The following is a 14,815-nucleotide window of genomic DNA, read 5'->3' as shown; positions in this document are numbered from 1 at the left end:
AGGTATCAAATAAGGCTATATTTTCAAATCTTTTTTTAGGTTTCTTTTTCTAATTTTTAAGAAAATAGTCTAGGCTCAATCCATGATTATGGTTCTTCGAGTATATACGCACATCTATGTTCATCTTGTCACTTAGGGGTATTTTAGGATTATTCTTTACATCTTCTGGGAATTTTAAAGTTGTTAAATAAACTTCAATGATACTATTTTGAGTTTCAATCAGTTGGTATGTTTCTGAAATTGTAGCTCTTGTTTCAGTAACTTCTTCTTTTCGGCTTTCTTTTTTGATGTTTTCTTTTCGTATAGTATTGATTTTTAAGAAATTTTGATAGTATTCTTTTATCGATGAGATGTTTCCTATTTTTTCAATTTGAAAAATTCGGCACTGGTTATCATAGAAGTAACATTTCATTTTGATCAAGAAAGGATCATCCATTTCTTTCAATATGGGAGTTTGTTTTTGATTTTCTTCTTCTTGAGATGGCTCGATAGCAAATTCAATCCTATCATGGGCCTTATTGATAAGATACTTGTTTAGTTGAGATTCTAATATCTTTGGTTCTATCCCAAAAGGGATTTTTTTTACATCCAGTTTTAACATCAAATCATGTAGTAAATCTTTAGAAAAATTTTCATTACAATGAATGAAAAGAATTAATATAATGAAAGCTATTTTTTTGTTAAGTGTTTTAATCACATTATTTTCCATCTTAGTTTTTTGTCGGAAATCAAGGAAATCAATTAAAAAAAAATTGCCAAAGTAAAGTCTATCAAGACATAATTCATTTAACGTGAAATACGATAAATTCCGAGGCGAAACCATACAAGAAATCCTAATGCAAATACGGAAGAAATACGGAACGAATGTTTATATCTTAGACACAAAAGAGATCAACCAAGGTGGGATCTTAGGAACAAGATTTTTATCTAAGAAATTATACGAAATAGAAGTCATGATACCAGAAGATGACTCACCTTATGGAAGCAATCGATTTCAAAACACATACTCTTATTTGAAAAAAAGAGAGTTCAATTTTGATCTGACCTCGAGCAAAACGAGCAAAAAAGGAAAAGAGGAAAAACCTGAAGAAACAAAAAGCACAAGTCCAATTGATCAAGTAAAAGAAATAGAAAATTCAAAACAAACCAAAGAAAAAAAGTTAGAAGTTGGAAAACAAAGTTCAGCCACAGAGTCATTATTTGAAACTGACTTAAACAACATCGAAGAAATCATACATTCATTACGACGCTTAAAAGAAGAAAAATTAGGTGAATATAAAAATGATTTCACTCAACAAGAAATTATAGAAGTCTCAGAGTTCCCAAAAGCAAAAGAAGATAAAGGAAATTTAGGAATAGACACTTTAACGAAATCTGAAACAGAATCAGCAAAATCAAAAGTTATTCCGAATGAAATCACAAAACCTTTAAGGTTGGAAAAACTCACAAAAGAAGAAATAGATGCATTATTGAATTTAGACAAACCTTTACCACCACAAACAGAAGAACTACAAAGCGATGAAGTATTATATCTCAAAATAAGGGATAAGCTTTTAAGGTCTCAATTTTCAAACGAATTTACGCAAAAGTTTTTTCAAGTCCTAAAACAAAAATTGCCTGCTAAAACAGAAAGAAGCCCAAGAGAATTCCTTGAACACGTAAAAAAAGAACTAAAAAACTTTTTTTATTTTGATCCAGGAATACGATATTATGATTCAGCAACGAATGTTATATTTTTTGTCGGACCAAATGGTTCAGGAAAAACTACCAGTTTAGCAAAACTTGCTGCAAGATATAAGATCCATGAAAATTATACTTTATCAGTAATCAGTTTAGATGATTATAGAATCGCTGCAGCAGAACAACTGAAAACTTATTGCAAAATACTAGAGATTCCCTTTTATGCACCTTACCATTTGAGTGATTTTCAGGAGATTTTGGTTAGAGATGGAAGTGATTTTATATTTGTAGACACACCAGGGTTAAGTTTTCAGGACAGAGAACGTTTAATGAAAATAAAAAAATTCGTTGATGCAACAAGTATAAAAGAAGTTCATTTAGTAATATCAGCTGCTATGAGAAATGAAGTAATAGAAAAATTCTTGGAATTTTTTAATGTATTACCTTATCAAAAAATTATATTGACAGGTTTGGATGAAGTAAATTTTTCTGGTTATTTTTTTGAATTAGTCGATAAGATAAAGAGACCATATTCGTATTTTATGAATGGTCAAAATGTGCCGGATGATATTTTAGAAATAAGCGTAGAAGGGATTTTAGAAGAAATCCTAAAATAAACAAATTGGGGATTAATTATGATTTATACAGATCAAGCTGCAAAACTGAGAACTTTGCAAAATGGAAATATTAACAAAAACACAAATGATCATTTGAAAAATCCTGAAGATTCCATGAACGAAGGAAACTTCACTTATCAAGATGTTAACGAAGGATATAATAAAATCATATCCAAAGTGATTGCTGTGACTTCAGGAAAAGGGGGAGTTGGAAAAACAACATTTTCTGTGAATTTTTCTATCATGCTTGCTAAATTAGGCAAGAAGGTTCTCCTGATGGATGGTGATTTAGGATTGGCAAATGTGAATGTGCTTTTAGGGATTGTTCCAGAACACAATATCTATGAGGTTTTTCGTGGAAAAAAGAAAGTCAAGGATATTGTCATTAAAACCCATTATGGGATAGATTTCATCGCTGGTGCTAATGGGATTTATCAGTTGGCTAATTTGTCGGAAGAACAGAGAGAGATGTTTATTAAAGATTTGGATGAACTGGTAGGTTATGACTATCTCATCATTGATACAGGAGCAGGGATTGGACAAAATGTTTTGAGTTTTCTTAAATCAGCTGATGAGGTAATTGTGATAACAACTCCTGAACCAACGGCTATCACAGATGCTTATGGGATGATTAAGAGCATAGTTGTAAATAAAGCTGACAAAAAAATCAAACTTATTGTGAATGAAGTAGAATCAGCCATAGAAGCAAAGAAAGTAGCAGATCGATTGATCGAGATTTCTGCTCAATTTTTGAAAGCAGAGGTTGAAAATATTGGTTTCATATATAAAGAAGAATTTGTTCAAAAAAGCATTCGAATTCAAAGACCCCTAATTATAGCTTATCCTAATGCAAAGAGTTCCACATGTATTTACCACATCACAAAAAGAATTTTGAATATCGAAGATCATGATGAGAACCGAAGCGGAATCTCAGGTTTCTTCAGCAAATTCTTTCAAATTTTTCAAGATACCTAAAGAAAATAACAAAAAAATTCTTGAAAACTTTTCTTGTTTTATTAATAGGTATTAAGATATGATATGAACAAAACAATGTTTTTTTTTGTCTTAGTTATAGGATCATTAGGTTTTATAATTTCGTTGCTTTTTTCGCTGTTTTCCCAAAATTCGTTATATTCAATTCTAATTAGTATTCTTATTTCGGTTGTGTTGAGTAGTGCTGTAGGACTCATTTCTTTTTTGATTTTAAAACATAGAGTACCTGAGTTGATAGAAGGCTTTGAAGATGGCTTGTCTATCTCGCGCAGGAATACGATTCAAGAAGCTGATTTTGAGGATGAGCTAAGTTTGGAAAAAAGTGAACATACAGACGAAATGAATGAAATTGTGGACAACAAAGAAGTTCTTTATTCGAATACAGGATCTGAAGGTATATCAGAAGAACTTATACAAACTACAAGTAGTAAAGATTCAAAGCCTAAACACTTCGGGGATCATATTTTGATAGATAAGATTACCATCAAAAATGAACCAAAGTTGATGGCACAAGCTATAAGAACCATGCTGGCAAAAGATGAGTAGGTGTCTTCTATGACAATGCGAAAGAAAATTTTAGAAAAATATAAAGACCGAGACGAAAAAGAACTTTGGCAGATTTATCGAAAAACAAAGGATTTAGAAATTAGAGAGTATTTTGTTTTGAAGTATTCGCCATTAGTAAAATACGTAGCTGGAAAAATTGCCGTAGGAATGCCTCAACAAGTAGAGTTCGACGATTTGGTTAGTTATGGAACATTTGGTTTATTAGATGCTATCGAGAAATTTGATCCAGAAAGAGATATCAAATTTAAAACTTATGCAATGACAAGGATTCGAGGTTCGATTTTTGATGAATTAAGAAATATTGACTGGGTTCCAAGAAGTTTAAGGCAAAAAGCAAAACAAATAGAGGAAGCCATCATTACCCTTGAAAATCGCTTGGGACATACTGTTGATGATGAGGAAATCGCAAAAGAAATGGGGATTACTGTTGAAGAACTGCAAGAATTATTTACGAAAATTTCAGGGGCAAGTGTCATATCTCTAAATGAAGTTTGGTATGGGAATGATGATAGCGATCAGATGTCTTTCATTGACTCAATCGAATCTCCTGCAACCTTTAATCCAGACAACATAATCGAGAAAGAAGAAATCAGGAATGTAATTGTCGAAGCCATCAAACAACTACCCGACAAAGAAAAAAAGGTCATAGTTCTATATTATTACGAAGATTTAACTTTGAAAGAAATAGGGGAAGTTCTGGAAGTAACAGAAAGCCGTGTTTCTCAACTTCACACAAAAGCCATTCTTCGTTTGCGGGGCAAACTCATGAGAATGAAGAATGCTTTAAAAAAATAAAAAAACCCAGTTATCAAGAACAAATAATCAAGATACGATAAGAGTAATAGGAAAGAATTATGGAAGCAACAAAAAATATTACCATTAATGAAATTCATGTTAGATCATTTCAAAATCATAAATTCGATAATAATAAGTTAAACGATCATAAAAATAGTGAATATGAAACAATTAATACCCACTTCCAAACTTTGGACTCCAAAAACATAAAGTATTCTTACTTAGTGGATAATGATACAGGAAAAATTTTAGTAAGGGTATATAATTATCTAACAGGAGAGGTTATTAACGAAATACCTTCAGAAATTTTTTTAAATTTTATCAAAGAACTAAAGCGAGGTTTTAATGATGATGAGTTAAAAAAATATCCATTACTTCCCACTGGCCTATTTATCGAAAAATCAACTTAAATTTTCAAATCACTTTATTAAACTTTTTAAATGAATCTTCTAATTGATATTTAGCTAAACAATCATCACTTGCTATAAAACTCTATAACTTTTAAGATGTTGATTCTTGGATCAAGAGGAACATCTTGAATGTTTTGGATTCCTAAGAATTTACCTGAAATTCCATCCGCTTGGACCTCGAGATAAGGGACTGGATAAGTTTTACCCTCCCTTAAAGCGATGGCTTCTTTTATTCTTGCTAAGTTTTTGGATTTTTCGGCTACTCCGATGATACTTCCAGGTTTGACTTGATAACTTGGTATCGTTACTCTTTTACCATCTACAGTAATATGCCCGTGACTAATAAGTTGTCGAGCATCAAAGATGGTTCTTGCAAGCTTTAGTCTGTAAACGAGGGTCATCAATCTACTTTCTAAAAGTTTGATGAAGTTATCAGCAGTATTACCATGCAATCTTGTAGCTTTTACAAAAGTGTTGTAAAATTGGCGTTCCATCATACCATAAGTTAATCGAAGCTTTTGCTTTTCAAGGAGTTGTTCTCCGTAAGGAGTTTTTTTCTTTCTTAAACTTTCAGGGCGATACCCAGGAGGATAAGGTCTTTTTGTTGAAGGGCATTTTGGATTACCATATAGACAAAAGCCAGCATATCTACAAATTTTATGTCGAGGTTTTCTTAGAGTTGCCAATTTTTTCTCCTTTAGATTGAAAAATAGCTACTACATTTCCAAAAATATTCAAATTCATTTCATGTAAAGTATGATTTCAATTTTGGAGTTTTTTTGTGTTATGATCGTTTTGTAGGGATAAGAAACATTTTTTCTATTGCTGATCTTGCTTTAATGGCTATATCCTCTGGCACATGAACTTCGTATTTCTCTTCTTGTAAGGCATCATAAATTTTCTTGAGGGTAATTTTTTTCATGTGAGGACAAGTGTGGCAAGTTCCTATAAAATTTTTTTCAGGAAATTCACTTCGTAAGTTATCAGCCATACCACATTCTGTAACCAAGAGAACGTTTTTCTTAGAACTTTTTTCAATGAAACTTGCCATTTGGGATGTGCTACCACTAAAATCACTAACTTCAATAACCTCAGGTGAACACTCAGGATGAGCAATTACCAACAAATCTTCAAATTGTTTTCTATAGTATTCGATGTCTTCTTTAGTATATTGTTCGTGCACAATGCATTTTCCTTTTTCCCAAAGGATGAGTTGTTTTTTGGTTTGATTTTGGAGGTTTTTTCCAAGATAAACATCAGGTAGAAAAATGACTTTCTCTGAATCTATATTTTCAATTACTTCTAAGGCATTGGCACTTGTGCAACAAACATCTGATTCGGCTTTCACTTCGGCAGTGGAATTAATGTAGGTAACAACGGGAATTCCTGGAAATTGTTCTTTCAAACCACGAACATCACTGGCTGTGATACTTTCTGCTAAAGAGCAACCCGCTTCTTTATCAGAAATCAAAACTTTTTTTTCTGGGTTTAAGATTTTTGCCGTTTCTGCCATGAAATACACACCATTAAAAAGAATCATATCAGCCTCAACCTTTGAGGCCATTTTCGAAAGAAATAAAGAATCCCCCACAAAATCAGATATACCCCAATAAACATCTGGAGTCATATAGTTATGACCTAAAATTACGACATTCTTCTCTTTTTTTAGTTTGCGTATTTCGATGATGAGTTCGATGGCTCTGTCAATCTCGTGAGGGAAGTATAAATACTTAAGTTTTTCTCGAACTTGCTTTATCGACAAATCGATCTTCATATAAACATGCAATTTTAAAAAAAATCAATGACAATCTTTTTATTATTTAGGTTTGAAATAAAATAGTCTTACTTAGATTCTATGTTCTGTACTTGGATAGGAAGAGATGTATCTTATTTGAATTTTCTTTTAGTTGTTGAGATAATTCATGGATTTTTTTTAACATGTCCTCTATGTTTTGTATATGACTTTCTAACAAATTGACTCTCTTATTAACATCGTTTACTGCCATCAAATTTTGATTGATGTTATTACTGATTTCTTTGATGGCTGCGGTTTGTTCATAGAACGAACTAGAAAACATTTGGATTAGGTGATTGAACTCTTGAAAATTTTTATAAACAAGATTTATGGTTTCATTGGTTTGATTTGTGCTTTCTTGTAATAAATGGATATTCTGGTTGACTTGTTTTAGTTCTTGATGGGTTTTGTTGGCTAATTCTTTTACTTCGTTTGCAACGACAGCAAAACCACTACCTTTCTCACCAGCACCTGCAGCTTCAATGGCGGCATTTAAGGAAAGTAAATTTGTTTGTCTTGCAATGTCACTTATCACAGAACTTACTTGTTCAATTTGTTTAGTGCTTTTATTCAAGGTTTCAATAATCTGATTAGCTTTTTGAAGTACTTGTAAAAGTTCATTCGATTTCTTCTGATTTTCTTCTGTATGTTTTGAGATTTCGTTGATTGTGATGCTAATTTCTTCAATGGAACTTGCAATGACGTTTAGGTTGCTTGTCATTTCCTCAGAAGAAGAAGAAAGATTCACAGAGAATTCTTTGATGTTTTTTACAATATCTTGGAATTGTTGGATGTTGGTATTTAGTTGAGCACTTTGATGTGATTGTAAATCTGAAATTTGTAGCATATTTGAGATGAATTCTTTGATAATATCTACAATTTGAATAAAGCTATTGATAATAATGGCTGTTTCATCTTTCCCTTCGGATTTTTGTATGTTTATTGTAAGATCCCCTTGGGCAATTTTCGAAGCATAATTTTGTAGTGACTTAAGATTATTAATTTTACTTTGAATATCCTTTGAAACAATAACAGTAAAAAATACACTCAAAACTAATATGAGAATCAAAAACCCTGTTATACTGCTTGTCTGGAAGATGATTTTTCTTTGTTCATTTTTTGATTTCTGGATGATATAATCCCTTGTTTTATCAATAATTTCATATACATTATCAATTCTTTTATTAACGGTGTTATACCAATCTTCGGTTTTGATGTTTTTTTCCCAATCTTGGTTGAGAGCTATGTTGCGATAATATAATACTTCTTTTTCATAGTCAAGGTTATAGGTTTTGTTGAATATGTCCTTTAATGCATCTTCTGCAATTAAGAAAAATTGATTTTTGTAACCATCTTGTAATGCTAAAATCCCTAAATATCTTTTTAATTCATCTTCAACAAAAGCTTTCTTTTCAAATGCATTAATTAAGAAGCCTCTCTCCTGTGTTACACTCTCATGATAGGAAAGTAAGATAATATAACTAATCAATTTTTCTTTCAGTTCTGGAATTTTAGTTACATTTTCTTTTAATCCTACAACTTTAACTAGATTTGCCACATAATCTGTATAAACATTGGCTGCTTGGGATGATGTGATTTCAAATTCATCGACTTGGTTTCTAAGCTTTTTGATTCTTTCATATTGATCTACAAGAATAGATCTTATTTCTTCATAGATTTTTTTCTCTTGGAGTTTATCTTTTTGTTCTTCAATGAGGTTAACTAAATTTTGTTGGATGGTATCATTTTCTAATCGAATGCGGATGAGGTCTTCTTCTTTTTCTTTTCCAGTTGAAGCTAGAAAAAGTCTTGTATAAGCTCGCTCATATTGGATTTTATAGATAAACTTGCCAATTGTATTTGTAGTTTCAATAAATTTTACTACTTCATTGTATCCTTGAATTTTATGGATATTCTGATCGATAATGAAAGTATAGGATATGGCTATAATCAAAAAGAGTGGTCCATAAATCATCATCAATTTATAACGTATGGGTAAGTTATAAATATGTTCTATAAGCTTTTTCATAATATAATATCTTACAACATAAAAAAAGATCGTCAAAGTGAATTTTAGACTAAAGTTAAAATAATAAACTTTTTCTTTACAAAGTCTAAAAAAAAATAAATTTAGTAGATATGAGTAATTCTCATAAGCTCAATTTTCGTTCTTATGTTATCACAGAGGGAGATACGAAAGCTCCCAATCGTGCTATGCTTCGTGCGGTTGGGTTTACTGATGAGGATTTCGGAAAACCCATTTGTGGTGTAGCCAGTATGCATAGCAATTTGACACCATGCAATGCTGGAATACGTCATTTGGAAGAAGCCGCAATTCGTGGGATTTACGAAGCAGGAGGAATGCCTCAAGTTTTCGGAACCATCACAGTTTCAGATGGAATTTCCATGGGAACAGAAGGGATGAAATATTCCCTTGTAAGTAGGGAGGTGATTGCTGATTCCATTGAGACTGTTTGTAATGCTCAAAGGATGGATGGGATTTTAGCCATTGGTGGCTGTGATAAAAACATGCCAGGTGCGATGATGGCTATTGCACGTTTAAACATCCCAGCAATTTTTGTTTACGGAGGAACCATTTTACCCGGCTACTACAACGGAAAGGAACTCAATATCGTCTCTGTCTTTGAAGCTGTAGGTCAATATAATGCGGGTAAAATTACCAAAGAAGAATTTTTAAACATCGAAAAGCATGCCATACCAGGAGCTGGTAGTTGTGGGGGAATGTATACAGCGAATACCATGTCTTCGGCGATTGAAGCTCTTGGTATGAGTCTTCCGTATTCATCAACTATGCCTGCGGTTGCCTCTGAAAAAGAACGTTCTGCTTTTGACTCAGGTAAAGCTCTGGTAAACCTCATTAAAGAAAAGATCACACCTTCTATGATCATGACGAGAAAAGCTTTTGAAAACGCCATTGCGGTTACAATGGCAATTGGGGGTTCAACCAATGCCGTGTTACACCTCATTGCGATCGCTCGAGCTTTGAATGTTCCCTTAAGTATCGATGATTTTGAAACCATAGCAAGGAAGGTCCCTCACATAGCAGATATGAAGCCTTCCGGAAAGTATTTGGCAGTTCACCTTCATCAACATGGTGGAATACCCAAAATCATGAAAATCCTTTTAGAAGAGAAACTCATCCACGGAGATTGTTTGACTGTGACTGGAAAAACAATCGAAGAAAATTTAAAGCATGTTGATGCTTCCATACCAGAAAATCAAGACATTATCTATCCATTGCACAAGCCTTTATATCCAAGAGGTCATATTGTTATTCTACGTGGGAACTTAGCACCGGGAGGTGCGGTTGCAAAAATCTCAGGAGTGAAAAATTTTTCTATCACTGGTCCGGCAAAAGTTTTTGACTCAGAAGAAGAATGTATGGAGGCAATCTTAAATAATCAAATCCAAGAAGGAGATGTTGTAGTCATTCGGTATGAAGGGCCCAAAGGAGGTCCAGGTATGAGGGAGATGCTTGGACCCACGTCAGCTCTGATTGGTAAAGGATTGGGAGATAAAGTGGGGCTCATCACAGATGGAAGATTTTCAGGAGGAACCTATGGTATGGTGGTGGGGCATGTTTCTCCGGAAGCTCAAGTTGGTGGTCCTATTGCTTTGGTGAAAAATGGAGATTTAATCACAATTGATGCTTATAAAAACGAACTTACACTTCATGTAAGTGAAGAAGAATTGAATCAACGAAAAAAAGAGTGGAAGCCCAAAGAACTTAAATACAAAAACGGAATCCTTTATAAATATTACAAACTTGTGGGATCAGCAGAGTTTGGTGCTGTCACCGATGCTGATTTTTAAACTCACACATAACGAGGTGACCAATGGGAAATAAAGAACGAAAAAGACACGTCCTTTACGATGAAAACGGAAATCCAACCAAAGACAAACCATGGATTTTTCGAACCTATGCAGGTCATACGAATGTCTGGGAATCAAATAAATTATATCGAGGGAATTTAAGTAGAGGACAAACAGGACTTTCGATAGCTTTTGATTTACCAACTCAGTGTGGGTATTCTTCGGATCATCCTTTGGCTCGCCCTGAGATCGGAAAAGTTGGGGTTCCCATCAATTCCTTAGATGACTTTCATATCTTGTTCGATGGTATTCCTATAGAAGAAATGAATACTTCTATGACCATCAATGCTACTTCTATGTGGTTGTTGGCACTCTATATTGCATTGGCAAAAGAACGAGGAGTGGAGGTTTCAAAACTTCAAGGCACAACTCAAAATGACATCGTAAAAGAATACTTAGCAAGAGGTACTTACATATTCCCCCCCGAACCAAGCTTTCGCTTGATCAGTGAAATGTATGAATACTGCATTGTGCATCTTCCCAAATGGAATCCTTCGAATATTAGTTCTTATCATCTTCAAGAAGCTGGAGCTACTCCCGTGCAGGAATTAGCCTATTCTTTGGCGAATGCGATTGGTTTACTTGACCTCATAAAAGAAAGGGGTAAGGTCAGTGAAGAACAATTCGAAATGATTGTGGGAAGAATCAGTTTCTTCGTGAATGCCGGCATTCGCTTTATCGAAGAGATGTGCAAAATGCGAGCTTTTGTGGAGTTATGGGATGAAATCACCTTAAAAAGATACAATGTCAAAAATCCAAAATATCGCCTCTTTCGTTACGGGGTTCAAGTGAATTCCTTAGGTTTAACAGAAAAACAACCAGAGAATAACGCATGGCGGATCTTAATTGAAGCTCTGGGTGTAACTCTCAGTAGAAAAGCTCGATGTAGAGCTCTACAACTTCCAGCATGGAATGAAGCTCTATCCCTTCCCAGACCTTGGGATCAACAATGGTCTCTCAGGCTTCAGCAAATTTTGGCTTACGAAACAGATTTGTTGGAGTATCCTGATATTTTCGATGGAAGTTACGTGATAGAGTCAAAAGTAAATGAACTCAAAGAAGAAGCACAAAAAGAAATCCAAAAGATTTTAGACATGGGAGGTATTCGAGTAGCTTTAGAGACTGGCTATATAAAGTCCCAGTTGGTACGTTCCATGTCTGAAAGGATGAGTAAAATCAACTCAGGAGAAATCATCGTAGTAGGAGTTAACAAATGGACCGATGGTCTGCCATCACCTCTTCAGGCTGGAGATGGAGGAATCTTCAAAGTTGATCCTGAATCAGCAAAAAGGACCTTAGAAGCTCTCGAGAAAACCAAAAAAAATCGAAACCCCAAAAAAGTAAGAGAAGCATTGGAATACTTAAAAGAATGTGCAAGGAATGGAGAAAATCTCATGCCGGCATCGATTGAATGTGCTTTGGCAAGAGTGACGACTGGTGAATGGGCGGATGCATTACGAGAAATCTTTGGAGAATATCGTCCACCAACAGGAATAGAAGGACAACGATTATTCTTAGAAGATGCAAAAGTGACGAACATTCGGAATCGAGTGGAAGATTTTACAAAGCAAAAAGGGCATCGACCTCGCATTGTAGTGGGAAAACCAGGCTTGGATGGGCATTCAAATGGTGCAGAGATGATCGCTGTTGCTGCAAGACATTGTGGGTTTGATGTGATTTACTCTGGAATTCGTTTAACTCCTCAAGAGATTGTGCACTCAGCCATTGAAGAACATGCAGATATCCTTGGGCTTTCAATCATGTCGGGTTCTCACTTAGAGTTGGTAGAACAAGTGATGGAAGAGCTGAAAAAACATCATGCTTTTTCTGAGATACCTGTCGTTGTTGGTGGTATTATCCCTCAAAAGGATTTTGATAAACTCTATGAAATGGGAGTAAAAAGAATCTTTACTCCATCTGATTACCACTTGATAGAAATCATGGAAAAAATCATGGATATTATCGAAGAATCCCAAAAAGAAAAAGTTTTAATTTGAGTTCAAATAAGCTATGCCAACAGAAACAAAAGATCAGATCTTGGATTTGGTGGATAGAACTCTCAGTGGGCACAAATTTTCGATTGCAAAACTAATTTCTTTGTTCGAAAACACAAAGCCAGAATTAATAGAAATTAAAAACCAAATCATAGATTACCTTAAGCAGAAAAGTTCTCATCGCGGGTTTTTTGTTGGGATAACGGGAACTCCTGGGGTGGGAAAATCTACTTTAACAGGTAAGTTGGCTTTAAAGGTTTTAGAGGTATCTTCGGAATCAAAAGTAGCCATTTTAGCAATTGATCCATCCAGTGAAATCTCAGGAGGAGCTCTTTTGGGGGATAGAACCCGTGTTCGACTTCCCATATATGAAGAACGTATCTATTTTCGAAGTCAAGCAAATGACCGAGAATTAGGGGGGCTAAGTAAACATACTTTTTCGGTGAGTAGAGTTTTGTTCTATTTGTTTGATTGGATTTTCATTGAAACCGTTGGGATTGGTCAAAGTGAGATTGAAATCCAGCACATCGCTGATACTATTCTTCTAGTGCTACAACCTCTCACAGGAGATCAAATTCAGTTTATGAAGGCTGGGATTATGGAAATACCTAATGCTTTTGTTATAAACAAATGGGATCAGGAAAAAGAAGCAAAAAAAACCTACTATACTTTGAAATCTACGTTATCATTTGTAAGACCCGAGATGGAAAAATTGCCCATATTTCGAGTTAGCGCTCAAAAGGGTTTGGGTTTAGAGGAAGTATTAGAATATTTGATTGAAGAAAAAAGCAAAAAAACTAATTTCAGATTGGAAGAAAAAGAAGCGTATTACTTCGAAAAGTGGGTAAGGACCCAATACGGACTCAAGGGTTTAGAAATCCTCAAGAACTTTGGAGGAGCTTCTTTGTTTATTAAAGAAACGGGTTCTTTTGATTTAGCCTTGCAAAAGTTTTCTAAAATTGAATATGTCATTCAATATCCATGAAAACAAAAGTGGTAGGTTTGATTTTTGGCGGACCATCCACAGAACATGAAATATCGATTTTGTCGGCAAAAAACATTTATGAGGTTCTGAAAGAAGACTATACAGTTTATCCCATCTACATTGATAGAAAACGAAATTTTTTTCTTTTGGAAAATTTTGAACATTTTCCAACAAATCTTAAAGAATTAGAATCAATCCATCGACGAGAGCTCTACTTAAGCTTCAAAAAGCCCAATTTTTTTTATTGGGATTCTTTACAAAATCTAAAGACAATCGAAATTGATATCCTATTTCCCATCACACATGGGACATTAGGAGAAGATGGAAGTTTACAGGGATTGATGAAGTTTTTAGACATTCCTTTTGTTGGTTGTGATGTCTTATCTTCCGCTTTGTGTATGGATAAAGAAGCAATGAAGCAAATTCTGAAGTCAAACCACATTCCCGTAGTTCCCTTTAAAAGCTATACGATTTATGAAAGAGAAAATATCTCTCTTGATGCTATAATTAACGAACTGGGGTTACCAGTTTTCGTTAAACCGGCTCGACAGGGTTCTTCTGTAGGGGTTCGTAAAGCCTCCAGTGTAGAAGAAATTCAAAATGCGATCTCTTATGCCTTCCGGTTTGATACTAAAATTTTAATTGAAAAAGCCATCCATGGAAGAGAAATTGAATGTTCTGTTTTAGGTAATTTTCATGTTCGAGTTAGCATTCCAGGAGAGGTTCGTCCAAATCATGAATTTTATTCTTACGAAGCAAAATACCTTGACCCTCAGGGAGCTGATCTATTCATTCCAGCAGAGAATCTAACAAAACAAGAAATCCAACGTATTCAAGAAATTGCTTTGTCGACTTATAAGGCATTGTATTGTGAGGGTTTTGCCAGAGTAGATATGTTTTATGCTGATGGTGAAATTTATGTAAACGAAGTAAACACCTTACCAGGATTTACGAATATCAGTATGTATCCCAAGTTGTGGGAATATGAAGGTATGTCACAAAAAGAATTACTCAAAACACTGATAGAATTAACAGAAGAAAAAGCAAACTTGCAAAGAAATTTGATTACTACATACAAAGTGTAG

At 34.2% G+C, this 14,815-nt stretch carries 13 protein-coding genes; 9 read left to right on the top strand and 4 right to left on the bottom strand.

Annotation, left to right across the window (positions count from 1 at the left end; translation table 11 throughout):
* Positions 1-49: 49 nt before the first annotated feature.
* Positions 50-601, bottom strand: a complete 552-nt coding sequence (locus NZ853_05915; GenBank protein ID MCS7205214.1) for a hypothetical protein — start codon at positions 599-601, stop codon at positions 50-52.
* A gap of 190 nt (positions 602-791) precedes the next feature.
* Here NZ853_05915 and NZ853_05910 point away from each other — a divergent pair, with 190 nt between their 5' ends.
* The 5 genes from NZ853_05910 to NZ853_05890 all read left to right on the top strand — a co-directional run bounded on the left by NZ853_05910 (position 792) and on the right by NZ853_05890 (position 5,062).
* Positions 792-2,297 carry an AAA family ATPase gene (locus NZ853_05910; GenBank protein ID MCS7205213.1) on the top strand — a complete coding sequence of 502 codons (1,506 nt, stop codon included), beginning with the start codon at positions 792-794 and terminating at the stop codon, positions 2,295-2,297.
* 18 nt (positions 2,298-2,315) lie between these two features.
* Positions 2,316-3,272 (top strand): MinD/ParA family protein, encoded by a 957-nt coding sequence (locus NZ853_05905; protein MCS7205212.1) that lies wholly within the window; start codon positions 2,316-2,318, stop codon positions 3,270-3,272.
* A 63-nt stretch (positions 3,273-3,335) separates the two neighbouring features.
* Positions 3,336-3,836, top strand: a complete 501-nt coding sequence (locus tag NZ853_05900; GenBank protein MCS7205211.1) for a hypothetical protein — start codon at positions 3,336-3,338, stop codon at positions 3,834-3,836.
* Between the two features lie 15 nt (positions 3,837-3,851).
* Complete coding sequence (gene whiG, locus NZ853_05895; GenBank protein MCS7205210.1) at positions 3,852-4,652, top strand: RNA polymerase sigma factor WhiG; 801 nt, start codon at positions 3,852-3,854, stop codon at positions 4,650-4,652.
* 59 nt (positions 4,653-4,711) lie between these two features.
* Positions 4,712-5,062 carry a flagellar protein FlaG gene (locus NZ853_05890; protein MCS7205209.1) on the top strand — a complete coding sequence of 117 codons (351 nt, stop codon included), beginning with the start codon at positions 4,712-4,714 and terminating at the stop codon, positions 5,060-5,062.
* A 65-nt stretch (positions 5,063-5,127) separates the two neighbouring features.
* Here the strand turns inward: NZ853_05890 and rpsD are convergent, their stop codons facing one another.
* The 3 genes from rpsD to NZ853_05875 all read right to left on the bottom strand — a co-directional run bounded on the left by rpsD (position 5,128) and on the right by NZ853_05875 (position 8,886).
* On the bottom strand, positions 5,128-5,748 hold the full coding sequence (gene rpsD, locus NZ853_05885) for a 30S ribosomal protein S4 (protein MCS7205208.1): 621 nt from the start codon (positions 5,746-5,748) through the stop codon (positions 5,128-5,130).
* A 98-nt stretch (positions 5,749-5,846) separates the two neighbouring features.
* A complete protein-coding gene (nadA, locus tag NZ853_05880; GenBank protein ID MCS7205207.1) occupies positions 5,847-6,836 on the bottom strand; it encodes a quinolinate synthase NadA in 990 nt (329 codons plus the stop codon).
* A 79-nt stretch (positions 6,837-6,915) separates the two neighbouring features.
* Complete coding sequence (locus NZ853_05875; protein MCS7205206.1) at positions 6,916-8,886, bottom strand: methyl-accepting chemotaxis protein; 1,971 nt, start codon at positions 8,884-8,886, stop codon at positions 6,916-6,918.
* A 110-nt stretch (positions 8,887-8,996) separates the two neighbouring features.
* On the opposite strand from NZ853_05875, the gene ilvD reads away from it, so the two are divergent.
* Genes ilvD through NZ853_05855 form a run of 4 tightly spaced genes read left to right on the top strand, consistent with a single transcriptional unit; the run spans position 8,997 to position 14,815 of the window.
* Positions 8,997-10,691 carry a dihydroxy-acid dehydratase gene (ilvD, locus tag NZ853_05870; protein MCS7205205.1) on the top strand — a complete coding sequence of 565 codons (1,695 nt, stop codon included), beginning with the start codon at positions 8,997-8,999 and terminating at the stop codon, positions 10,689-10,691.
* A gap of 23 nt (positions 10,692-10,714) precedes the next feature.
* A complete protein-coding gene (locus NZ853_05865) occupies positions 10,715-12,748 on the top strand; it encodes a protein meaA (GenBank protein MCS7205204.1) in 2,034 nt (677 codons plus the stop codon).
* Between the two features lie 13 nt (positions 12,749-12,761).
* Positions 12,762-13,730 (top strand): P-loop NTPase fold protein, encoded by a 969-nt coding sequence (locus NZ853_05860; GenBank protein ID MCS7205203.1) that lies wholly within the window; start codon positions 12,762-12,764, stop codon positions 13,728-13,730.
* Positions 13,727-14,815 (top strand): D-alanine--D-alanine ligase, encoded by a 1,089-nt coding sequence (locus tag NZ853_05855; protein MCS7205202.1) that lies wholly within the window; start codon positions 13,727-13,729, stop codon positions 14,813-14,815. The genes NZ853_05860 and NZ853_05855 overlap by 4 nt, the downstream gene beginning before the upstream one ends.

This window comes from Leptospiraceae bacterium, assembly GCA_025059995.1.
Lineage (GTDB): Bacteria > Spirochaetota > Leptospiria > Leptospirales > Leptonemataceae > SKYB61.
The sequence above is the reverse complement of the archived record's forward strand: the minus strand, read 5'-3'. Positions and strand labels throughout refer to the sequence as shown.